22 protein-coding genes and 1 riboswitch are annotated in these 20,472 nt (G+C 71.1%); of the genes, 5 read left to right on the plus strand and 17 right to left on the minus strand.

The window, feature by feature from the left end; all coding sequences use genetic code 11:
- Positions 1–55: 55 nt before the first annotated feature.
- The 11 genes from FHR97_RS17470 to cobT form a co-directional block, all read right to left on the minus strand.
- Complete coding sequence (locus FHR97_RS17470; RefSeq protein ID WP_183385077.1) at positions 56–838, minus strand: ABC transporter ATP-binding protein; 783 nt, start codon at positions 836–838, stop codon at positions 56–58.
- The gene (locus tag FHR97_RS17475; RefSeq protein WP_183385078.1) at positions 835–1,836 is read right to left on the minus strand and encodes an iron chelate uptake ABC transporter family permease subunit; all 1,002 of its coding nucleotides are present in this window, start codon (positions 1,834–1,836) and stop codon (positions 835–837) included. Before FHR97_RS17475 ends, FHR97_RS17470 begins: the two co-directional genes overlap by 4 nt.
- Positions 1,823–2,695: a cobalamin-binding protein gene (locus FHR97_RS17480; RefSeq protein ID WP_246404117.1), complete on the minus strand. Its 873-nt coding sequence runs from the start codon at positions 2,693–2,695 to the stop codon at positions 1,823–1,825. Before FHR97_RS17480 ends, FHR97_RS17475 begins: the two co-directional genes overlap by 14 nt.
- Before the next feature lie 26 nt (positions 2,696–2,721).
- Positions 2,722–4,542, minus strand: a complete 1,821-nt coding sequence (locus FHR97_RS17485) for a TonB-dependent receptor domain-containing protein (protein ID WP_183385080.1) — start codon at positions 4,540–4,542, stop codon at positions 2,722–2,724.
- 128 nt (positions 4,543–4,670) lie between these two features.
- Positions 4,671–4,890: riboswitch (cobalamin riboswitch) on the minus strand.
- 20 nt (positions 4,891–4,910) lie between these two features.
- Positions 4,911–5,366, minus strand: a complete 456-nt coding sequence (locus FHR97_RS17490) for a bifunctional adenosylcobinamide kinase/adenosylcobinamide-phosphate guanylyltransferase (RefSeq protein WP_183385081.1) — start codon at positions 5,364–5,366, stop codon at positions 4,911–4,913.
- On the minus strand, positions 5,318–5,968 hold the full coding sequence (locus tag FHR97_RS17495) for a histidine phosphatase family protein (protein WP_183385082.1): 651 nt from the start codon (positions 5,966–5,968) through the stop codon (positions 5,318–5,320). Before FHR97_RS17495 ends, FHR97_RS17490 begins: the two co-directional genes overlap by 49 nt.
- A 31-nt stretch (positions 5,969–5,999) precedes the next feature.
- Positions 6,000–6,752 carry an adenosylcobinamide-GDP ribazoletransferase gene (cobS, locus tag FHR97_RS17500; RefSeq protein ID WP_183385083.1) on the minus strand — a complete coding sequence of 251 codons (753 nt, stop codon included), beginning with the start codon at positions 6,750–6,752 and terminating at the stop codon, positions 6,000–6,002.
- A complete protein-coding gene (locus FHR97_RS17505) occupies positions 6,749–7,285 on the minus strand; it encodes a bifunctional adenosylcobinamide kinase/adenosylcobinamide-phosphate guanylyltransferase (protein WP_183385084.1) in 537 nt (178 codons plus the stop codon). Before FHR97_RS17505 ends, cobS begins: the two co-directional genes overlap by 4 nt.
- A complete protein-coding gene (cobD, locus tag FHR97_RS17510) occupies positions 7,282–8,376 on the minus strand; it encodes a threonine-phosphate decarboxylase CobD (protein WP_183385085.1) in 1,095 nt (364 codons plus the stop codon). Before cobD ends, FHR97_RS17505 begins: the two co-directional genes overlap by 4 nt.
- Positions 8,373–9,350: an adenosylcobinamide-phosphate synthase CbiB gene (cbiB, locus tag FHR97_RS17515; protein WP_183385086.1), complete on the minus strand. Its 978-nt coding sequence runs from the start codon at positions 9,348–9,350 to the stop codon at positions 8,373–8,375. The genes cobD and cbiB overlap by 4 nt, the downstream gene beginning before the upstream one ends.
- Positions 9,343–10,392, minus strand: coding sequence for a nicotinate-nucleotide--dimethylbenzimidazole phosphoribosyltransferase (gene cobT, locus FHR97_RS17520; protein WP_183385087.1), 1,050 nt, complete (start codon positions 10,390–10,392; stop codon positions 9,343–9,345). Before cobT ends, cbiB begins: the two co-directional genes overlap by 8 nt.
- A gap of 173 nt (positions 10,393–10,565) precedes the next feature.
- On the opposite strand from cobT, the gene FHR97_RS17525 reads away from it, so the two are divergent.
- The 4 genes from FHR97_RS17525 (at position 10,566) to FHR97_RS17540 (ending at position 15,299) form a co-directional block, all read left to right on the plus strand.
- Positions 10,566–11,891: a sulfite oxidase gene (locus FHR97_RS17525; protein ID WP_183385088.1), complete on the plus strand. Its 1,326-nt coding sequence runs from the start codon at positions 10,566–10,568 to the stop codon at positions 11,889–11,891.
- Between the two features lie 8 nt (positions 11,892–11,899).
- Positions 11,900–12,277, plus strand: a complete 378-nt coding sequence (locus FHR97_RS17530; protein WP_221187851.1) for a hypothetical protein — start codon at positions 11,900–11,902, stop codon at positions 12,275–12,277.
- A 201-nt stretch (positions 12,278–12,478) separates the two neighbouring features.
- A complete protein-coding gene (locus tag FHR97_RS17535) occupies positions 12,479–14,086 on the plus strand; it encodes an OpgD/OpgG family glucan biosynthesis protein (RefSeq protein ID WP_183385089.1) in 1,608 nt (535 codons plus the stop codon).
- Positions 14,087–14,216: 130 nt separating this feature from the next.
- Entirely contained in the window at positions 14,217–15,299 is a 1,083-nt protein-coding gene (locus FHR97_RS17540; protein WP_246404118.1) for a PA0069 family radical SAM protein, read from the plus strand.
- 39 nt (positions 15,300–15,338) lie between these two features.
- Here FHR97_RS17540 and FHR97_RS17545 read toward each other — a convergent pair whose 3' ends face one another.
- Complete coding sequence (locus FHR97_RS17545; protein WP_343065624.1) at positions 15,339–16,847, minus strand: aldehyde dehydrogenase (NADP(+)); 1,509 nt, start codon at positions 16,845–16,847, stop codon at positions 15,339–15,341.
- Positions 16,738–17,181 carry an FCD domain-containing protein gene (locus FHR97_RS20645; RefSeq protein ID WP_343065622.1) on the minus strand — a complete coding sequence of 148 codons (444 nt, stop codon included), beginning with the start codon at positions 17,179–17,181 and terminating at the stop codon, positions 16,738–16,740. Before FHR97_RS20645 ends, FHR97_RS17545 begins: the two co-directional genes overlap by 110 nt.
- Here FHR97_RS20645 and FHR97_RS20650 point away from each other — a divergent pair.
- The gene (locus tag FHR97_RS20650) at positions 17,117–17,323 is read left to right on the plus strand and encodes a hypothetical protein (RefSeq protein WP_343065625.1); all 207 of its coding nucleotides are present in this window, start codon (positions 17,117–17,119) and stop codon (positions 17,321–17,323) included. The genes FHR97_RS20645 and FHR97_RS20650 overlap by 65 nt on opposite strands.
- Here the strand turns inward: FHR97_RS20650 and FHR97_RS17555 are convergent.
- From FHR97_RS17555 to FHR97_RS17570, 4 genes are all read right to left on the minus strand, one after another.
- A complete protein-coding gene (locus FHR97_RS17555; protein WP_183385091.1) occupies positions 17,310–17,462 on the minus strand; it encodes a hypothetical protein in 153 nt (50 codons plus the stop codon). The genes FHR97_RS20650 and FHR97_RS17555 overlap by 14 nt on opposite strands.
- 12 nt (positions 17,463–17,474) lie before the next feature.
- Complete coding sequence (locus FHR97_RS17560; protein WP_183385092.1) at positions 17,475–18,791, minus strand: TRAP transporter large permease; 1,317 nt, start codon at positions 18,789–18,791, stop codon at positions 17,475–17,477.
- A complete protein-coding gene (locus FHR97_RS17565; RefSeq protein ID WP_183385093.1) occupies positions 18,791–19,303 on the minus strand; it encodes a TRAP transporter small permease subunit in 513 nt (170 codons plus the stop codon). The genes FHR97_RS17560 and FHR97_RS17565 overlap by 1 nt, the downstream gene beginning before the upstream one ends.
- Positions 19,304–19,367: 64 nt before the next feature.
- Positions 19,368–20,450, minus strand: a complete 1,083-nt coding sequence (locus tag FHR97_RS17570) for a TRAP transporter substrate-binding protein (protein ID WP_183385094.1) — start codon at positions 20,448–20,450, stop codon at positions 19,368–19,370.
- Positions 20,451–20,472 lie beyond the last annotated feature (22 nt).

The raw sequence follows: 20,472 nt of genomic DNA on the forward strand, positions 1-20,472 counted from the left end.
CCTCGGTGTCCTCTCCCATGGGACCCGTCCACGGACCGTGGGTGCCTCTTGCCCGTCACCTCACCGGCACGAAGACCGGCGCGCCGTCCACCTCGACGCGGGTCAGCGGCTGGTCGTAGAGGCGCTCCAGGGCGGCGAGGGTCAGCATGGCCTCGGCCGGCCCCCAGCAGGCCTGGCCGTCGGGATAGAGCAGCAGCAGGTGGCTGCACCAGCGGGCCGCCAGGTTGAGGTCATGCAGGCACATGATCACGCCCCGGCTCTGGTCGGCCTGCTCGGCGAGCAGGGCCATGGCCGCCACCTGATGGTGGAGGTCGAGGTGGTTGGTGGGCTCATCGGCGAGCCAGATATCCGGCGCCTGGGTCAGCACCGTGGCCAGGCTGACCCGCTGGCGCTCGCCGCCGGAGAGGGTCGAGAGCTCCCGCTCGGCGAGATGCCCCAGATCGAGCCGGGCCAGGGCCGCGTCCGCGCGGGCGAGATCCTCGGGCCCCTCCTGCCGCCAGGGCGAGAGGAAGGGATGACGGCCGATCAACGCGGTCTCGCGCACCGTGGCCGGGAAGTCGTCGTGACGCTCCTGGAACACCACCCCCAGCCGCCGGGCCAGCGCGCGTCGTCGCCAGCGCGCCAGCGCTCGCCCGTCGAGGCGAACCTCCCCCACCCGCGGCGGCCGTAACCCGGCCAGGGTATGCAGCAGGGTGGTCTTGCCCGCGCCGTTGGGGCCCAACACGCCCCAGCGCTGACCGGGCGCGATGGCGAGATCGATCGCTCGCCCGTCCGGGCGTCCCGGCACGTCGATGACCAGCCCCTTTGCCTCCAGCCCCGGCGCCGCCAGGCCACTCATCGCTGACTCCGCTGCAGCAGATAGAGGAAGGTCGGCACCCCGAGCAGCGCGGTGATCACCCCCACCGGCAGCTGCTGGGGGGCGATCAGGGTACGCGCCAGGGTATCGGCCAGGGTCAGCAGGGTGCCACCGGCCAGCAGGCTCGCCGGCAGGATCCGCCGCTGGTCGTTGCCCAGCCGCAGACGCAGCATGTGGGGCACCATCAGGCCGACGAAGCCGACGCTGCCGGCGGTGGTCACCGCCACCGCGGTGACCAGGCTGGCCAGCAGGTAGAGAGTCCATTCCAGCGGCCGGACCGCCACGCCCAGGGCGGCGGCCTGCAGCCCGCCCCGAGCCAGCACGTTGAGCGTGCGCCCCAGCGGCAGCACGACGGCCAGGGCGAGCGCGGCCACCGTCAGCACCGGCCAGGGGCTGCCCGCGTAGGCCAGATCGCCCATCAGCCAGTAGAGCATGCCGGGCAGCCGTTCCACCGGGCTCACCGCCAGCAGGAAGGTGATCAGCGCGCCCCACCCCGCCGCCATCACCACCCCGGTGAGCAGTAGCCGGGTCGGCGTCCAGCTGCCGCCGCCATGGGCCAGGCCGAAGACGATCAGCGTCGAGGCCAGCGCCCCGGCGAAGGCCGCCCCGGAGACCAGCGCCATCCCCCAGCCGGCGAGCATGGCGGCCAGCGCCGCCACCGAGGCGCCGCCGGAAAGCCCCAGCACATAGGGGTCGGCCAGGGGATTCCTGAGCAACACCTGCATCAGCGCGCCCGCCAGGGCCAGCAGGGCGCCGGTGCCGAAGGCCGCGAGCGCCCGGGGCAGGCGCAGTTCCAGCAGCAGGGTGCGGTGCAGGGCCTCGCCGTCGCCGGCCAGCACCGCGGCCAGCTCGCCGGGGCTCAGGGAGACGCTGCCGAGCGCCAGGGCGAGCAGCTGCGACAGCAGCGCCGCCAGCGCCAGCCAGGCCAGCGGTCCCGGGCGCAGCCCCCGGAGGCAACGAGACGCCCTAGCGCCGTTCACGGGCCGTCTCCAGATGGGCGCAGAGCGCCCGGGTGCCCTGCACCAGCCGCGGCGTGGCCCGCTGGACCAGGTCCGGGTCGACGATGAAGAGGTTGTCGCGGCGCACCGCGGTCAGCTCGGGAAACTCGCGCCAGGCGTCGAGCCAGGTGGAGTCGGCCTTGCCCATGCCGCCGGTGACGATGGCCTCCGGGTCCCGGGCCAGCACCGCCTCGACGCCGATCCGCGGCACCTGGGAGGGGGCATCGGCGAACAGGTTCTCGCCGCCGCACAGTGCCAGCGAGTGGCTGATCCAGTGCGCGTCGTTGACCGTCATCAGCGGCCGCTCCCAGACCTGGTAGAAGACCGGCACCGGGGCGGCATCGGCGTAGCGTGCGCGCAGCTCGGCCACTTCTCGACGCAGCCGCGTCGCTGCGGCGTGCCCCGCCGCCGCGCTGCCGGCCAGCACGCCGAGGCGCTCCAGGCTCGTGGCGATGGCATCGAAGTCGTCGGCATCGGAGAAGAACACCGGCAAGCCGAGCCCGGGCAGGCGCTCGATCTGCTCGCGGGGATTGCCGCCGGCCCAGGCCACCACCAGGTCGGGCGCCAGGGCCAGCAGGGCCTCGAGGTCGAGGCGATCGTAGCTGCCCACCCGGGGCAGCGCGGCGGCGGCGGGCGGATGGTCGCTGAAGCTGACCGCCCCCACCAGCCGCTCGCCGGCACCGGCGGCGAACAGCAGTTCGGTGACGCCGGGCGAAAGCGCGACGATGCGCCGCGCCGGGGCGTCCAGGCAGACCTCACGGCCGGCGTCGTCGCTGACGCAGACCTCGGCGGCGGCCGCGCCGGGCAGGGCGGCCCCCAGCCACAAGGCCAGGCTCGCCATCAAGAGACCGCGACTGCGCCGGCGCATCACTCGCCGAAGCGCACGCTGAGGAAGGCGGCGCGGCCGGCATTCAGGTAATCGCGCCCGCTGAAGTCACGGGCGGTGACCACGTCCCGGTCGAGGACGTTCTCCAGGGTCAGGCGCGTCGACCACAGCGGTGCGAACTGCCAGCCGGCCCGCAGGTTGACGATGCCGAAGCCGGGCAATCGCTCGTCGTTGGCGGCGTCGTTGTAGCGGTGCCCCTGGGCGATCAGGGAGCCGCCGAGGGTCCAGTCGCCAAGCTCACGGTCGGCATCCAGCCGCAGGCTGCGGGAGGCCCGGCGCACCAGGCGGTTGCCGGTCTCGCGGTCCTCCGGGTCGACATAGGTCAGCGCCGCACGCAGGGTCCAGTCCAGCACCTCGGCGCCGGTGGCGAGCTCCACGCCGCGGATACGGGCCCGGTCGACGTTGAAGGGGGCGAAGCGGCCATCGACCAGGGTGCTGGCGATCAGGTCGTCCACCTCGGTGCGGTAGACCGCCAGGTCCCAGAAGCCCTTGCCGAACTGGCCGCGCAGGCCCAGCTCGACGGTCCCGGAACGCTCGGGGTCGAGGTCCGGGTTACCGAAGCCGGGCCAGTAGAGCTCGTTGAAGGTGGGCGCCCGGAAGGCGGTGCCATAGCTGGCCCGCAGGGTGTGATGGTCGTCGAGGTCGTAGCCCAGCGCCAGGCTGCCGGTGACTTCCTCGCCGAAGGCCTCGTTGTCGTCGTGGCGCAGGCCGGCCTGGAGGGAGACCGGCGAGAAGTCCAGCAGGGCCTGGGCGAAGGCGGCCAGGTTGTCGCGATTCGTCTCGGCGAAGTCGGTGGTCCCGGCGACCTCGTCCTCGCTGTATTCGGCCCCCGCGACCAGTTCGTGGGGGCCGAACGCCAAGGTGTTCTCCCAGCGGGCGGTGTGGGTGAGCGTGTCGATCACGGAGTCGCCGAAGGCATCGGTGTTGTCGCTCTCGTCGCGGGCCTCGCTGAGGGTCAGGCGGCTGGTCCAGGCCTCGGTCACCGGCAGTTCGCCGTAGACGCCGGCCACCTGCTGGACGAAATCGGTGTCGCCGCCGACGAACTCGGTGTTGCCCCGGGCGCGCAGCGCGAGCATGCCGACCTCGGCGCCGTCCGCGAAGGTGTGCGAGAGCCGCGCGAAGCCGGTGGTGTTGTCATAGCCCTTGTCGCCCTCTCCCTCGACGACCTCGGTGCCCTCGGTAGCGAAGAGGCTGGCCGAGAAGGCGTAACGGGTGCCCCCCTCGCTGCCCGACAGCGAGGCGCCGGCCCGGCGGGTGTCGAAGCTGCCGCCGCCCAGGGTGATGCTCGGCGAGGGCCCGTCCTCGCCCTCGGGGGTGAACAGCTGCACCACCCCGCCCACGGCGCCGGCGCCGTAGAGGCTGCCCCGCGGCCCCCGCACCACCTCGATGCGCTCGAACATCCGCGGCTCCAGGAACTGCCAGGCCGGACCGCCGGTGGTGGCGGAGCGCAGCCGGATGCCGTCGATCATCAGCAGCGTCGACTCGCTGCCGGTGCCGCGCAGGAAGACGCTGCTGGTCTTGCCGAAGCTGCCGTTGGTCGTGACGTCCACCCCGGGCTGGGCGCGCAGGATGTCGGTGATGGCCTTGGGGTCCTGGCGGCGCAGCGCCGCCTCGTCGATGACGGTGACCGAGGCCAGCGACTCGCTGGTGGTCCGGGGGGAGAGGGTCGCCGAGACCACCAGGGGGTCGAGGCGCAGCTCGGGGTCGGTGACGCCGTCGTCGGTCTCGGCGGCGCCGGCCAGCGGCGCCACGCCCAGGCACAGGGCGGCCAGGCCCCGGCGGCGGAAGAGCGGTGTGATCATGATCGTGTTTCCCAGGGCCGCACGCACCCGTGCGGCATGAACCCTCGAAGGCCGGGCGCGAAGGGCTTCGGGGCGGGATCGTCGGCGGCAGATCGGCGCGTCGCCCTGCCCCGGCTCGCCCTCCGCGTCCAGGCATGCGCTCACAGGCCGGTCTCCGGGCTGACGAGGAAGGCGCCGGCGCCTCGGGACCGCCGCCTTCCCGTGCCGGGGCACAGTGGCGAATGGCGGTCCTTGACTCGATCACCGTTGCGGGGGCAGCGTCGGGCTGGCGTTACCGCGTCACCGACTTCCCGTTTCAACCCGGCCCTTCTTGTCGGAGCCTGGGTCACCTGAGAGTGGCCGTAAGCTAGCAACCGGCCGCGGGGGCGTCAACGCGCATCCGCCACCGGGTTGACCTGGCTCAGCCGCCGCACCAGCCCGTGGCGCACGTACCAGACCGCCGCGGCCTGGGCCGCGGCGTCCTGGGCCAGCCAGCCGGCCAGGTCGCGCAGGCGGCGATCCTCCGGCGCCATCGGCACGATCCCGCGCCCCATCTCCGGCAGGATCAGCACGATCTCGCCGCCCGTCTGGCGCTCGGCCTCGCCCATCGCCGCCAGCTCGGCGGCGAGCCCCCCGCGCAGCCGGTCGTCGTCGGGCTCGCCGCGCAGGGCCTCGGTGAGCCAGTCGACCCAGCCGGTGATGACCAGGGGGCGGCCCGGCGAGAGCCGGTCGCGCCAGCCGGTAAGCGCGCCGCCTTCCCCCGCCCTCAGCCACACGGCCGCGGGGAAACGCGCCGCTACGGTGTCGCGCTTGCCGGCACAGGCACCGCCGATGAAGCACTGCATCGCCAGCCTCCCTCCTCATGCATGAAGACGAAGCGGCGGCCCTGGGCCTGGCCGACCACCCCGTCCCAGAAATCCACCGCCTCCAGGCGCCGTCGCAGTTCGCGGATGGCGCCCCCATGGCTCACCGCCAGCACGCGGCGGTGACGGGACTCGCTCGCCTCGGCCAGCACGCCCTCCAGCCAGGCCGAGAGCCGGATCCAGAGATCCTCCGCCGACTCGCCGCCCGGCGTGGCTCGTCTGCCGTGGCTGTCCACCCAGGCCCGATAGCCCGGGTCGTCCTTGAGGGCCTCCCAGGTGCGGCCCTCGTAGTCGCCGAAGTCCAGCTCGCGCAGCCGGGCATCGAAACGCGGCGTCGCCCCGCGTCCCTCCAGGACGTTTCCTTCCAGGATATGGGCCAGGGTCTGGCGACAGCGGATCAGGTCGCTGCAGTGGACGGCATCAAAGGCGACGCCGGCCAGGTGGTCGCGCAGCCGGTCCATGTCCGCCAGCGCCTCGGGCAGCAGCAGCGGGATGTCGCGCTGGCCCTGGTAGCGGCGTTCACGGTTCCAGGCCGTGAGGCCATGGCGCACCACGACCAGCTCGAGTCGGGCCATATCGCTCATGAGCGACCCTCATCCCGACAGGGGCCGCCCCTCAGGCCATGGCGAACGCGCCCCAGGCGATCAACAGCAAGCATAGTTCTCCTCCCTCGATGGCGGCCCCGACGATGTCGCCGTTGATGCCGCCGAAGGCCCGGCGCACCGCCAGGCCGTAGATGATGATGAAGCCCCCCAGCCCCGCCACCAGCCAGGCCGCACCGGGCACGAAGGCGAGCCCGGCCAGCGGCAACAACGCCGCCAGGGCGAGATCCCGGGCGCCGAGGCTCCGCTGCCAGGCGTGGGCCAGCCCCTCGGCCCGGGCCGCCGGCACGCCCACCAGCAGGCCGAGGCCGCCGAGCCGCGCCAGGGTGGCGACCGGCACCAGCCACCAGGGACTCGCGCCGGCCTCGAGCAGGGCCCACAGCAGGGCGGCCTTCCAGGCCAGGAGGAAGACCAGCGCCAGCACGGCGAAACTGCCCACCTGGGCATCCTTCATGATGGCCCAGCGGCGTTCCCGCGGGGCGTTGCTGCCCAGGGCATCGGCCAGGTCCATCAGGCCATCCAGGTGAAGGCCGCCGGAGAGCGCCACCCACAGGCTGAGCAGCAGCAGGGCCAGCAGCGGCGAGGGCAGCACCGGCTGCAGCAGCGTGCCGACGCCGGCCGCCAGGGCGCCGAGCAGCGCGCCCACCAGCGGGTAGGCCCGCGCCGCCCAGCGTCGAGTGCCCGGGGTCCAGGGACAGGCCACCGGCACCGGCAGCCGGGTCAGGAACTGGATCGCCAGCAGCGCGCCGAAGGCGGCGTCCTTCATGGGCTCTCTCCCTTCCAGTCGATGGGCTGGCCGGCCACCACCTCGATCACCCGATCCGCCTGCCGGGCCAGCTCGCGGTGCAGGCCCTGCAGGAAGGCCAGGTAGCGCCAGACCAGGGGGGCCCGTGGCGGCAGGTCCTCGTTGAGATCGTTGGAGACCACCACCAGGGCGATGTCGCGGCGCCGGGCCGTCTCGATCAGCCGCCGGAGCCTCGCCGCCCCGTCCGCCTCCGCCAGGCCGGCCTCGAAGAGTACCTGGCTGGCCCACAGGGTCAGGCAGTCGAGCAGCACGCTGCTCCCCGCCTCGATCCCGGCCAGCGCGCCGGCCAGGTCCAGGGGCGCCTCGAGGGTCACCCAGCCCTCGCCGCGCTCGCGTCGGTGGCGGGCGACCCTCGCTGCCATCTCGTCGTCGGCGACCCGGGCCGTGGCCAGGTAGACGAGATCGCCGGGGCCCGGCGATCGCCACGCCCGGGCCAGCGCCTCGGCCACCGCACTCTTGCCCGAGCGCGCCCCCCCGGAGACGAAGGCGATCATGGGCGCCGCCACTCGGCCAGGGCCGCCAGCAGGCGCGCGTTGTCCGGGCCGTCGCGCAGGGCCAGGCGCAGCCAGCGGCCGTCGAGGCCGGGGAAGTTGTGGGTGTGCCGGGCCAGCAGGCCCCGGCGCAGCAGGAAGGCGAACAACGCCTCCGCCTCGGCCGCCCGTCGTCCCCCGCGCAGCAGGAAGTAGCTGGCCTGGGTGGCCGGCACATCGTAGCCCAGCTCGCGAACCGCCTCGGGCATGGCCGGCCGCTGCCCGGCCAGCCAGTCCCGGGTGCGCGCCAGGTAGTCGGCGTCGGCCAGCAGCGGGGCCACCAGCCCCAGCGCCAGGGCATTGACGCTCCAGGGCATCTGCCGGGCCCGGGCCCCTCTCAGCAGCGCGGGGGCGCCGAGCAGGTAGCCGAGACGCAGGCCCGGCAGGTCGAAGAGCTTGGTCAACGAACGCAACAGCAGCAGGTTCGGCGCCCCCGCCAGCAGCGGCGTGAGGCGCTCGTCGCCGTCGGTGAAGTCGACGAAGGCCTCGTCCACCACCAGGGTCGTGCCGGTCTCGCGCCCCCGGGCCAGCAGGCGTTCGATGGCCTCCCGGGGCACCAGGGTCCCGGTGGGGTTGTTGGGGCGACACAGGAAGGCGACGTCCACCTCGGCCAGGGCCCGCTCGGCCGCGGCGACGTCGAACCGGAAGGCCTCGCCGCGCAGCGCCAGCGACACCACCAACAGGCCATAGTGATCACAGGCCCGGCGGTACTCGCCGAAGGTGGGCTCGACCACCAGCGCCCGGCCGCCGGCGTGCAGGGCCGCCGCCAGATAGATCGCCTCGGCGCCGCCGTTGGTCACCAGCACCTGCTCGGGGGTCAGCCCTTCCCGGGCGGCGATGGCCCGACGGGCCCGGTCGTCGTCCGGGTCCGGGTAGTCGGCGAGCCGACCCGCGGCCGCGCCCAGCCAGTCACCCAGCCAGGCCGGGGGCCCCAGCGGATTGAGGTTGGCGCTGAAGTCGATCAGCGGATGCTCCCTCGGCAGGCCGAAGCGCGCCAGCAGGGGCGCACGGCGGCCCCCATGGCTGGGCCAGTCGGGCGGGGAGACGCGCGTCATGTCAACCACTCCCGGACCAGCACCAGGGGCGTGGCCAGCAGCAGGAAGGCCAGCCAGCCGCCATGCATGTGACGGATGGCACGCTCGACATGGCCGGCGGAGAGCACCTCATGGGGCGTGCCCAGGGTGGCACGTGGCGAGGGGCGCCCGGCGTAGTGGTTGAGACCGCCGAGCCGGACCCCCATCAGGTTGGCCACCATGGCCTCCGGCCAGCCGGCATTGGGACTGGGATGGCGGGGCGCCTCGCGGCGCGTGGCCGCGAGCGCCCCGGCCCGGCGACTGCCGGGGATGGCCCAGGCGGCCAGCCACAGCGCCAGGGCGGTCAGGCGGGCCGGCAGCCAGTTGACGGCATCGTCGAGTCGCGCCGAGGCCCGGCCGAAGTCCTCGAAGCGCGGGCTGCGGTAGCCGACCATGGAGTCCAGGGTATTGGCGGCCTTGTAGGCCAACGCCAGAGGCGCGCCGCCGAGCAGTGCCCAGAACAGGGGTGCGGTGATGCCATCCACGGTGTTCTCGGCCACGGTCTCCACCGCGCCCCGGGCCAGCTCGGCCTCGTCGAGGTCGGCGGTGTCGCGGCCGACGATCCGGGCCAGCGCCCGCCGGGCCTCGGGCAGGGCGCCGCGGGTCAGGGGAGTGGCCACCGCCCGGGCGGCCTCGGCGAGCCCCCGGCTGGCCAGGGCCGTGGCCAGCAGGCCGAGCTCCACGGCCACCGCCAGCCAGGGGCTGAGCCAGGCGAGAACGGCCAGCAGGCCCGCGCCGAGCGCCCAGGTCCCGCCCACCACCAGCGCCGCCAGCCAGCGGCCGCGACGCCGGCGGGCCGCGGCGGGCCCGTGGTTCCAGGCCCGCTCCAGCCGGGCGATCACCCGACCGATGCCCACCACCGGGTGCGGCAGCCAGGGCGGGTCGCCCAGCACCAGGTCGAGCAGCAGGGCGGCGGCGACCAGGCCCAGCAGCGAAAGGGAGAGGGGCTCAGCCATCTGAAGCGCCGTCGACGCCGGCGTCGGCGAAGGTCGCCATCTCCGCCAGCATGGCCGTGGCCGCCTCGAGCAGCGGGAAGGCCAGGGCGGCGCCGCTGCCCTCGCCCAGGCGCAACCCCATGGCCAGCAGCGGTTCGCCGTCCAGTGCCGCCAGGGCCCGGCCATGGCCGGGCTCATCGGAGCGATGGCCGAAGATCAGGTAGGGGCGCAGGGCCGGATCGAGGCGGCAGGCGGTGAGCGCGGCCACGGTGGCGATAAAGCCGTCCACCAGAAGCGGGATGCGTTTCGATGCCGCGGCCAGGTAGGCCCCCACCATGGCGGCGATCTCCAGGCCGCCCAGCCGGGCGAGCACCTCGAGGGGGTCGGCGGGGTCCGGCGCCCGGGCGACGAGGGCCGCCTCGATGACCGCCCGCTTGTGGGCCAGGGCGTCGCCGGCCACCCCGGTGCCCGGGCCCACCAGCTCGGCCACCGGCGCCCCGGTCAGGGCCGCCAGCATGGCGCTGCTGGCGGTGGTGTTGGCGATGCCCATCTCGCCGACGATCAGGCAGCGACAGCCGGCGGCGACGGCGCGCTCGGCGGCGCGCCGGCCGACCTCGATGGCCGAGCCGGCCTCGTCGCGGGACATGGCATCCTGTCGGGCCAGATTGGCGGTGCCGGGGCGCACCCTGTCGTGCACGACCCCGCTCGCCGGCAGCTCGCCGGCCACCCCCACGTCGACCACCTCCAGCCGCGCGTCGAGACGTCGCGAGAAGACATTGATGGCCGCCCCGCCGGCGACGAAGTTGGCCACCATCTGGGCCGTCACCGCCTGGGGAAAGGCCGAGACGCCCTCCTCGGCCACCCCGTGGTCGGCGGCGAAGACCACCACGCCGGGCGGGGTGACGCGCGGGAAGTCCTCGCCGGTGATGCCGGCCAGGGTCACCGCCAGCGCCTCCAGGCGACCCAGGCTGCCGGGGGGTTTGGTGAGGATGTCGAGATAGCGACGGACCCGCTCGGCGCAGGCCGCGTCCGGCGCGGCGATAGGGGGCAGAAGATCGTTCACGGGGCGTCTCCGGGCATCCTTGTCGAGCCGGACATCCTACCAGAGGGGAGCGGGCGAGGCCTGCCCGCGGATCGCCGATCCGCTGCTAAGCTGATTCAAGCCAACACAATCACAACGATGACCCGGCGGGAGACACGCCAGCCGCCCGGCCGGGCGCGCCAGGAGTCAGCACCATGACCCAGACACCGCCACGCACCCGCGGCCTTCATGAGCTCTATGCCGAGGACCCCGAGGCCGCCGACAGGCTGCTGTGGGATCGTGAAGTGGACCCGGTGACCCGCCGCGGCTTCCTCAAGCGCTCCAGCCTGCTGGCCATGGCCGCGGCCGTGGGGGGCAGCATCCCCTTCGCCCACCAGATGCCCGGCGGCCTGATTCCCGCCGCCCTGGCCCAGAGCGAGGAACCCTTCCGCCTGACCGGCAAGGAGGGGCTGACCGTCCTCAACGACCGCCCCATCAACGCCGAGACGCCCCCCCACCTGCTCGACGACGACGTGACCCCCGGCCGGGTCATGTTCGTGCGCAACAACGGCATCCCCCCGGCGGTGGAGGCCATCGACGTCGAGGCCTGGCAACTCGAGGTCGCCGGGGAGTCCTGCGTGAATCCACAGAGCTTCTCCATCGCCGAGCTCAAGCAGACGTTCGAGCACCATACCTACCAGCTGCAGGTGGAATGCGGCGGCAACGGCCGCAGCGAGTACGTGCCCTCGGCGAGCGGCAACCAGTGGACCACCGGCGCCGTGGCCTGTCCACGCTTCACCGGCGCGCGGCTGCGCGACGTGCTGGAGGCCTGCGGCATCGCCGACGACGCCGTCTATATCGGCTACTACGGCGCCGACAGCCATGTCAGCGGCGACCCCGAGCGGGACCCCATTTCCCGGGGGGTCCCCATGGCGAAGGCGCTGGAGGACGAGTCGCTGATCGCCTGGGCGATGAACGGCGAGGACATTCCCTACCTCAACGGCCACCCCCTGCGCCTGGTCTGCGGCGGCTGGCCGGGGTCGGTCTCGGGCAAGTGGCTGAACCGCATCGTGATCCGCAACCAGAAGCACGACGGCACCAAGATGGGCGCGCCCTCCTACAGCGTGCCCAAGCATCCGGTCGCGCCCGGCACCGAGGTGCCGCTGGAGGACTTCGAGACCATCCAGTCCATGCCGGTGAAGTCGCTGGTGACCTTCCCGAAATCGGGCGTCACGCATTCCCTGGACGAACCGCTGACGGTGCGGGGACACGCCTGGGCCGGGGATCTCGCGGTCGAGGCCGTGCATGTCTCCATCGATTTCGGCGCCACCTGGCAGCCGGCCGAACTCAAGGCGGCGCCCAACCGGCTCGCCTGGCAGCGCTGGACGAGCGCGGTGGAGTTCCCCGAACCCGGTTACTACGAGGTCTGGGCCAGGGCCACCGATAGCCAGGGACGCGCCCAGCCGATGGTGGTACCGGGCTGGAATCCCAAGGGCTATCTCAACAACGCCTGCCACCGCATCGCCGTCCAGGTGGCATAGGGGGTCCCATGACGATCACGCTACCCGTGCGGCCGTTGCTGCTGGCCCTGGCCCTGCTCGTTCCCCCGGGCGCGGCCGCCCAGGAGACCGACCCCGAGAGCGGCCTGGTCAAGGCCGAGGGATGGGAGGTGGTCAAGGCCAACTGCACGGTCTGCCATTCCGCCCAACTGGTCACCCAGAACAGCGGCTCGCGCAACCATTGGGAGAAGCTCATCCGCTGGATGCAGGAGACACAGGGCTTGTGGCAGTTCCGACCCGAGATGGAGGCCACCATCCTCGATTACCTGGCGGAGCATTACGGCCCCAAGGAGGGCGCCCGGCGCCCTCCTCTGCCCCGTCAACTGATGCCGGACAACCCCTACGCGTCAGGCGATGATGCCGGCTGATCCAGCAGGCCAGCCTCCAGCCGCTCGGCCGATGGATCCCGGGGCAATCCGGAACCTCGGCGCACTATCGTCTGTCACCGAAGTCGCCTGTCACTGAACTGGCCAGCCGGCGGTATCGCTCCGGGTGATGTTCATACCCTGAGCCAGATCGGATCGTCGGCGGCTGGTTACCATGGAGTCACGATCCCAGGGACGACCACGATGAATCGACGCGACTTCCTGAGAGCCGGCACCATCCTCGGCGGTGCCTTCCTGCCCCTCTCTCCCCTGCTCGCCGCTACTTCACGGCGAATCCCCACCACCGGCCCCCGCGAGCCCTTCGATCATGCCTGGCTCAAGGGCCTGGCCCGTCGCCTCTCCGAGCAGCCCCCACGGGAGGCCCCTCCCGAGTTGCCGGCGACACTCGAGGACCTGAGCTGGGACCAGTACCAGGCCATCGGCTTTCGTCCCGATCACGCCCTCTGGGCCCAGGACGAGGAGGCCCCCTTTCGGGCCCAGCTGTTTCACCTTGGCCGAAATTTCAAGCAGCCGGTAAGGATCTACACCCTTCGCGACGGCCAGGCTCAGGAGATCGCCTACGACCCGGCGATGTTCGACTTCGGTGCCTCCGGCATCGAGGGCGAGAGACTCGACGAGCGCCTGGGCTTCGCCGGCTTCCGGCTCCACCACCGGGACGACTGGCAACGGGATATCGCCGCCTTCCTCGGTGCCAGCTACTTCCGCGCGGTCAGTGACTCCCTGCAATACGGCTTGTCGGCGCGCGGCCTGGCCATCGACACCGCCATGAACCGCCCCGAGGAATTTCCCGACTTCACCCGCTTCTGGCTGGAGCGACCCGGCGACGGAGAGGCCGTCGATGTCTATGCCCTACTCGAGTCGCCCAGCGTCACCGGCGCCTATCGTTTCCGGATCCGTAACCCGGAAGCCGGCGTGGTCATGGACGTGGACGCCGCCCTCTACCCACGCCAGCGCATCGAGCGCTTGGGCATCGCCCCGCTGACCAGCATGTACCTGGTCGGCGAGAACGACCGCGACGCCGGCTGGGACTGGCGTCCCGAGATCCACGACTCCGACGGCCTGGCGATGCACACCGGCGATGGCGAATGGCTGTGGCGCCCGCTCACCAACCCGCGCCAGTTGCGCTTCAATGCCTACGCCGACACCAACCCCCGCGGTTTCGGCCTGGTCCAGCGTGACCACGACTTCGACCACTACCAGGACGACGGCGTCTTCTACGACCGCCGGCCCAGCCTGTGGGTCGAACCCAAGGGCGACTGGGGCGCCGGCTCGGTGCAGTTGACGGAGATCCCGGCCCTCGACGAGACCTTCGACAACATCGTCGCCTTCTGGCACCCCGAGGCCCCCGCCGAACCCGGCCAGGAGATGCGGTTCGGCTACCGCCTGTACTGGCACGCCTACCCGCCACACCAGCCGCCCCGGGCACGCTGCGTCGCCACCCGCACCGGCCTGGGCGGGGTCGTCGGTCAGCCTCGTGAGTACTTCAGCTGGCGCTTCGTGGTCGACTTCCGGGGCGGCCCCTTCCCCCTCGATGACCGGGCAGACCTCGAGGTCGAGCCGGTCATCGAGACCTCCGCGGGCCGCGTCGAGCTCACCTCGGCCCGCCCCCTGGAGGCGATCCAGGGCTATCGGGCGATGTTCGATGTCATTCCCCCGGACGATGGCACCGAGCCGATCAATCTGCGCCTCTATCTGGAGGGCGACGACCAACCGCTGACCGAGATCTGGATCTACCAGTGGACGCCGCCGCCCGCCGAGGAGCGGAAGCTTCACAACCCCGCCCACCTGTGAGGGCCACGCTTGCCCGACCGGCCGGTAGCGGGGACTCGTGACCTGGCACTGGGGGCTTGCCTTTGGCCCCGGGCGAGCCTTCGGCTTGCAGACAGAGGTGCCGCCTTTATACTGCATATAGATACAGATAATGAGCGACGCCGCCATGGCCATTCGTCATCCCTCGCTGCCGCACAAGGGTCGCGGTGCCACCTATGACCCCGCCAATCGTTTCGCGCCGTCTCACAGCGAGGCGATCGACGACGGCTGGTGGCAGGAGGCCACCCCGCCGCGGCTGGCCACCGAGGTGGCGGAGGAGCGCGCGCGCAGCGCCCTGGCGTGGAACACCTCACCGGACCTGCCCTTCGACCGTTCCCTGAATCCGTACCGCGGCTGCGAACATGGCTGCATCTACTGCTACGCCCGGCCGAGCCACGCCTACTGGGACCTCTCTCCCGGGCTGGACTTCGAGACCCGCCTGATCGCCCGCTCCGGCCTGGTCGAGCGGCTCGAGGAGGAACTCGCCAGGCCGGGCTACGTCTGCCGGTCGATCAACCTCGCCGGCAACACCGATGCCTACCAGCCGCTGGAGGCCGAGCGTGGCACGACCCGCCGGGTACTGGCCTTCCTGCTGGAGTGCCGCCACCCGGTCACCCTGGTCACCAAGAGCGCGCTGATCCTGCGTGACCTCGACCTGCTGTCGGCGCTCGCCGAGCGCCGGCTGGTGCGGGTGATGGTCAGCCTGACCAGCCTCGATCGCGACCTCAAGCGTGCCCTGGAGCCGCGGGCGGCGGCGCCGGAGGCGCGCCTCAAGGTGATCTCGCGGCTGGCCGGCGCCGGCGTGCCGGTGGGGACCCTGGTCGCCCCGGTGATTCCGGGGCTCACCGACCATGAGCTGGAACGGCTGATGACGGCCGCCCGGGAGGCCGGCGCGACCAATGCCGGCTGGATGCTGCTGCGCCTGCCCCGGGAGGTCGCCCCGCTGTTCGAGGCCTGGCTGGCCGAGCATTACCCCGAGCGGGCGGCCAGGGTGATGAGCCTGATCCGCCAGTGCCGGGGCGGACAGGCCTACGACGGCCGCTTCGGGCACCGCATGCGCGGCCAGGGCGTGTTCGCCGAGTTGCTCGAGCAGCGCTTTCGCAAGACCTACCGCCGGCTCGGCTTCCCCGGCGATGCGCCGCTGGATACCACGACCTTCCGGCCGCCACGGCGCCAGGGGGAGCTCTTCGAGTGACCCTGTCCGCTGTCGCGACGCGGCCGGCGAGGGAGTACGTCACTCGCGCTTGCCATCGACCAGGCGGCTCAGGTTGAGGGGATTGTCATCCCGCAGGGCCTCGGGCAGCAGGCCCTCCGGCAGGTTCTGGTAGCACACCGGGCGCAGGAAGCGCCGGATGGCGGCGCTGCCCACCGAGGTGGTGCGGCTGTCGGACGTGGCCGGGAAGGGCCCGCCGTGGACCATGGCATGGCACACCTCCACCCCGGTCGGCCAGCCGTTGACCAGCACCCGGCCGGCGCGGCGCTCGAGGGTCGGCAAGAGGGCGCGGGCGGCCTCCAGGTCGGCGTCGTCCATCTGCAGCGTGATGGTCAGTTGGCCTTCCAGTTGCTCCGCCACGGCACGCATCTCGTCGAGGTCCTCGCACTCGATCACCAGCGACGACGATCCGAAGACCTCGGCCTGCAGCGCCTCGCTGGACAGGAAGTCCGCCGCGCGGGCCGAGAACAGCGCCGACTGGCCCTCATGGGGGCCCACGGCGGGGACACCCCGCGCGATCTCGCGTGCCACGGCGGCCAGCTGACTGACGCCATCCCCGTAGGCGGCGTGAATCCCCGGGGTAAGCATGGTCTGGGCAGGACTCTTCTGCACGACCGCCCCGGCGGCGGCAACGAACGCCTCCAGCGCCTCCCCCTTCACGCCGATCACCAGGCCCGGGTTGGTGCAGAACTGCCCCGCGCCCAGGTTGAGCGAGGCGACGAAGCCGGACGCGATGTCCTGTCCGCGCGCCTTGAGCGCCTCGGGCAGCAGGAACACCGGGTTGATCGAGCTCATCTCGGCATACACCGGGATCGGCTGGGGGCGCGCCTGGGCGGTGGCCATCAGCGCCAGTCCCCCGGCACGCGAGCCGGTGAACCCGACGGCCTGGATGTGCGGGTCGGCGACCAGCGCCTGGCCAATCTCGTTGCCCGCGCCGAACAGCAGCGAGAACACGCCCTCGGGCAGCTCGCACTCGGCCACGGCGGCCTGCACGGCGCGACCGACCAGCTCGGAGGTACCGGGATGGGCGGCATGGGCCTTGACCACCACGGGACAGCCGGCGGCCAGTGCCGACGCCGTATCTCCCCCGGCCACGCTGAAGGCCAGCGGGAAGTTGCTGGCCCCGAAGACCCCCACCGGGCCCAGGGCGACATGGCGCTGGCGGAGGTCGACCCGTGGCATCGGCTGCCGCTCGGGCTGCGCCGGGTCGATCCGCACATCCAGCCACTCGCCGGCCCGTACCACCGAGGCGAACAGGCGCAGCTGGCCGCAGGTGCGTCCCCGCTCGCCTTCCAGGCGCGCCTGGGGCAGGCCGGTCTCGGCCATGCCGCGCTCGATCAAGGCATCGCCCAGCGCCTCGATCTCGGCGGCGATAGTCTCCAGGAAGCTCGCGCGGGCTTCCAGGGAGCTCTCGCGATAGTCATCGAAGGCCTCCCAGGCCAGCCGGCAGGCCCGGGCCACCTCTTCCGGATCGAGACCGGGATAGTCGGGGGCAATGGGGACGCCGGTCGCGGGATCGATGGTGCGGATGACGGCCTGGCCGCCGGTCACGGCCTTCTGGCCGATCAAAGAGGTACCTTGGGGTATCATGCGGGTCTCCCTTGGTTTTCCTGATACTGCTCATACAGGTGCCGGGCATGCTCTCGCTCAGTTGTTCGAAGAACCGATCGAAGAAGGGATTCTGCGTCGCCTGGGCGATGGCTTGATGAAACTCGAAGTCCTCGACTCTCGCCTGGGACTTGGCGGCATGCGCCCCGAGCTGATCGGCGACATGCACGGCCAGGCTGCCCTGGCCTGAGGTGATCCGGGTCACCAGCGACTCCAGCCGGGCGCTGTCCGCCTTCCGGGACGCCTTCTCGCTCACGGCCTTTCTCCTGTCGATCGATACGCATCGCGCATGGTCACTCCCCTTTCTCGAGACGATTCTCGAGACGATTCTCGAGACGATTCTCGAGACGGTCATCGTTGCGTATCAGCCCCCGCGCCACCTCATCACAGCAACATGAGCCAGATGATGAGGCCGGTGGCCACCAGGCCGGCGATCTCCGGCCAGAAGCCGAAGCGGAACTGGTTGACCTCTTCCGGTGAATCGCTGATGGTCAGCTCGTCGTCCTGGCGGGTCAGGTCGTCGTTGCGCATCTTCATGATCGATACCTCCTAGCCGAACATCAGGTTGGGTAGCCACAGCGCCAGTTGCGGGAAGAACAGCACCAGCGCCATGCCGACCACCTGCAGGGCGATGAAGGGCAGCACCGCGCGGAAGATGTGCTGAAGCTCGACGCCCTCGGGCGCCACGCTCTTGAGGAAGAAGCAGGCCGGGCCGAACGGCGGCGAGAGGTAGTAGATCTGGATGTTCATGGCGAACAGCACGCCGAACCACACCGGGTCATAGCCCAGGCCCACCACCACCGGAGCGAAGATCGGCACGGTGATGAAGATGATCGCGATCCACTCGAGGAAGGTCCCCAGCACCATGACGATCAGCATCATGATGGCGATCACGGCCAGCGGCGGCACATCGAGGCCCTGCAGGAAGTTGGTCAGGAAGCTGACGCCCCCGATCAGATTGTAGATGCCCACCAGGCTCACCGCCCCGAGCACCAGCCAGATGATCGAGCCCACGGTCAGCGCCGTCTGGCGCATGGCATCCCGGATCATCCGGTAGGAGAACTGCTTGAGGATCGCGGCAACGATCATCGCCCCCACTGCGCCCATGGCGGCGGCCTCGGTCACCGTGGTGATGCCGGTGTAGATGGCCCCCAGCACGCAGCCGATCAGGATGAACGGCAGGACCGCCCCCTTGAGATACTTGAGGCGCTTGTACAGCGGCAGCGCGGTCTCGGGGATGTCGTTGATCGGTGCCAGCGCCGGATTGAGGCGGCAACGGATCAGGATATAGGTGATGTAGATGGCGGCCAGGACCATGCCCGGCACGGCGCCGGCAGCGAACAGCTTGGTGATCGACACCTGGGCGGCCAGGCCGTAGACGATCATCACCACCGAGGGTGGAATCAGCGTGGCCAGGGCGCCGGCGGCGCAGATGATGCCGATCGACAGGTTGCGGTCGTAGCCCAGGCGCAGCATCTGCGGCAGGGCGATCAGGCCCAGCATGACGATCTCGCCGCCCATGATGCCGCTCATCGCGGCGAGGATCACCGCGACCACGCAGGTCTGCACGGCCACCGAGCCGCGTGCGCGCCCCCCGAGGATCGACATGCTGTCGAACAGCGAGTGGGCGATGCCCGAGCGTTCCAGCACGTTGGCCATGAACACGAAGAACGGCACCGCGACCAGCTCGTACTTCTCGAGCACGTGATAGACGTTGGACGCGACCAGGAAGAGGCCATCCGGGCCGTAGTAGATCAGCGCGGTGACCACCGACACCGTCAGCGTGGTGACCCCCAACGGGATGCCGAAGGCCATCAGCGCCAGCAGGGCCAGCACGATCAACAGGGTGACGGCTTCGATACCCATTATTCGGCCTCTCCCTTGGCCTGGTCCTCGAACCAGTGGACCACGTTGGCGAGCAGCTGCAGGAGATAGAGGAAGGCTCCCACCACTAGGGTCGGCTTGAGGTAGGCCGGCAGCAGCGGGTTGAACGAGCTGCCGCTGCGCTCGCCGCCATGCAGCGCCATCATCGCCGGTTCCCAGGTGGCCCAGATCAGCGCGGACAGGGCGAAGATCGCCACCCCCAACGAGACCAGCTCCATCTTCTTCCACACGTGGGCGGGCACCACCAGCTCCATCATGGTGATGGCGATGTGCCGCTTGCGCTGGGTGACATAGCCGCTGGTCATCACCCAGCCGGTGGCACACAGTGCCATGACCGTCTCGAAGGTCCATTGGGTCGGCGCATCGAAGACATAGCGCATGACCACCTCGAGGGCGGACAGCACGATGCAGGTGAAGAACAGCACGGCACAGGCATAGCCGATGAAGGCACTGATCCGGTCCATGCCCGCCGCCAGTCGGCTGAGTAGTCGCATAGCAGACTCCAGTCAGAAAAAGGACCACGGCAACGCCCGTTGCCGTGGTCCGGAGGGTAAGGTGTCAGTCCTGCTGGTCCTGAGACGCCTCGGCGACGTCCACCTCGGCACCGTCCTCGAGAAGACCTTTCTCTTTCATGTACTCGAGATGAGCCTGGAGGGCCTGCTGCGCCAGCTCGCTCTTCTCGCCGAAGGCCTCCCAGGCGCCGCGGGCGATCTCGCGGAACTGGTCGCGCTCTTCCTGCGCCCAGTCGATGACGGTCATGTCATCCTTCTGCTTGTCGCGGGCCACCAGCTGCTCGTCCTGCTCCTTCACCGCGTCGGCCAGGTCGTGGAAGGCATCGTAGAACCACTGGCTAAGGGCCTGCTGGTCCTCCTCGCTCAGCGACTCCCAGGTTTGCTGGTTGAGGGTGAACTGCTGCGACGACATGCTGTGGATGCCCGGATAGATCGGGTACTTGGCGATGTCGTGAAGGCCCGAGGCGTCGTTGTTGACGTAGGCCGAGGCATCGGCCGCATCGACCACGCCCTGCTGCAGCGAGGTGTAGACCTCGGAGAAGGGGATGTTGACCGGGGTCGCTCCGGCACGCTGGAAGACGGCCGCCGCCAAGCCCTCCGGCGAGCGGATCTTCACGCCCTGAAGATCCTCGACGCTGCGGATGGGGACCGCGGCCACCAGGGCCTCGCGCTTGTAGGGGCCGCAGCCGACCACCTGTACCTTGTCGCCGACCTGGGCGTCGATGGCATTCTGAAGGACCTCTTCACCGCCGCCGTTCTGGCAGAAGTCGAGGAACTGCGAGGGCTCGTCGTAGCCGGCGATCAGGTCGCCCATCAGGGCAAAGGCCGGATCCTTGCCGGTGAAGTAGGCCGGGGCGGTCATGTCACCATCCAACAGGCCCATGGCCACGGCCTCCATGGTCTCCTTGTAGGGCACCACGCTGCCGGTGGGCATCAGGTTGATGGTGACGTCCCCACCGGTCATCTCCTCGAGCTTGGGTACCCAGTTCTCCTGGAGGTACTGGTAGGCGAAGTCCCCCGAGTTGAAGGACGTCTGGACCTTCAATTCCTCTGCGGCCTGGACGGTACCGGCGAACGCCAGGGCGGCAGTTGCCAGGGTGACGGAATGAGCCAAGGTGCGAATCTGCATGTTGGTGTCCTTGTAGCTATTG

Origin of the sequence: Halomonas stenophila, from assembly GCF_014192275.1 — a bacterium.
Taxonomy (GTDB): Bacteria; Pseudomonadota; Gammaproteobacteria; order Pseudomonadales; family Halomonadaceae; genus Halomonas; species Halomonas stenophila.

What these genes read in the sequence shown, in the direction of transcription:
- FHR97_RS17570 (WP_183385094.1), bottom strand. Translation starts at nt 20,450, where the DNA reads ATGCAGATTCGCACCTTGGCTCATTCCGTCACCCTGGCAACTGCCGCC.
- FHR97_RS17535 (WP_183385089.1), top strand. Translation starts at nt 12,479, where the DNA reads ATGAATCGACGCGACTTCCTGAGAGCCGGCACCATCCTCGGCGGTGCC.
- FHR97_RS17505 (WP_183385084.1), bottom strand. Translation starts at nt 7,285, where the DNA reads ATGATCGCCTTCGTCTCCGGGGGGGCGCGCTCGGGCAAGAGTGCGGTG.
- FHR97_RS17525 (WP_183385088.1), top strand. Translation starts at nt 10,566, where the DNA reads ATGACCCAGACACCGCCACGCACCCGCGGCCTTCATGAGCTCTATGCC.
- FHR97_RS17495 (WP_183385082.1), bottom strand. Translation starts at nt 5,968, where the DNA reads ATGAGCGATATGGCCCGACTCGAGCTGGTCGTGGTGCGCCATGGCCTC.
- FHR97_RS17490 (WP_183385081.1), bottom strand. Translation starts at nt 5,366, where the DNA reads ATGCAGTGCTTCATCGGCGGTGCCTGTGCCGGCAAGCGCGACACCGTA.
- FHR97_RS17555 (WP_183385091.1), bottom strand. Translation starts at nt 17,462, where the DNA reads ATGAAGATGCGCAACGACGACCTGACCCGCCAGGACGACGAGCTGACC.
- cobD (WP_183385085.1), bottom strand. Translation starts at nt 8,376, where the DNA reads ATGACGCGCGTCTCCCCGCCCGACTGGCCCAGCCATGGGGGCCGCCGT.
- FHR97_RS17565 (WP_183385093.1), bottom strand. Translation starts at nt 19,303, where the DNA reads ATGCGACTACTCAGCCGACTGGCGGCGGGCATGGACCGGATCAGTGCC.
- FHR97_RS17540 (WP_246404118.1), top strand. Translation starts at nt 14,217, where the DNA reads ATGAGCGACGCCGCCATGGCCATTCGTCATCCCTCGCTGCCGCACAAG.
- FHR97_RS17560 (WP_183385092.1), bottom strand. Translation starts at nt 18,791, where the DNA reads ATGGGTATCGAAGCCGTCACCCTGTTGATCGTGCTGGCCCTGCTGGCG.
- FHR97_RS17485 (WP_183385080.1), bottom strand. Translation starts at nt 4,542, where the DNA reads ATGATCACACCGCTCTTCCGCCGCCGGGGCCTGGCCGCCCTGTGCCTG.
- cbiB (WP_183385086.1), bottom strand. Translation starts at nt 9,350, where the DNA reads ATGGCTGAGCCCCTCTCCCTTTCGCTGCTGGGCCTGGTCGCCGCCGCC.
- cobS (WP_183385083.1), bottom strand. Translation starts at nt 6,752, where the DNA reads ATGAAGGACGCCGCCTTCGGCGCGCTGCTGGCGATCCAGTTCCTGACC.
- FHR97_RS17530 (WP_221187851.1), top strand. Translation starts at nt 11,900, where the DNA reads ATGACGATCACGCTACCCGTGCGGCCGTTGCTGCTGGCCCTGGCCCTG.
- FHR97_RS17470 (WP_183385077.1), bottom strand. Translation starts at nt 838, where the DNA reads ATGAGTGGCCTGGCGGCGCCGGGGCTGGAGGCAAAGGGGCTGGTCATC.
- FHR97_RS17480 (WP_246404117.1), bottom strand. Translation starts at nt 2,695, where the DNA reads ATGGCGAGCCTGGCCTTGTGGCTGGGGGCCGCCCTGCCCGGCGCGGCC.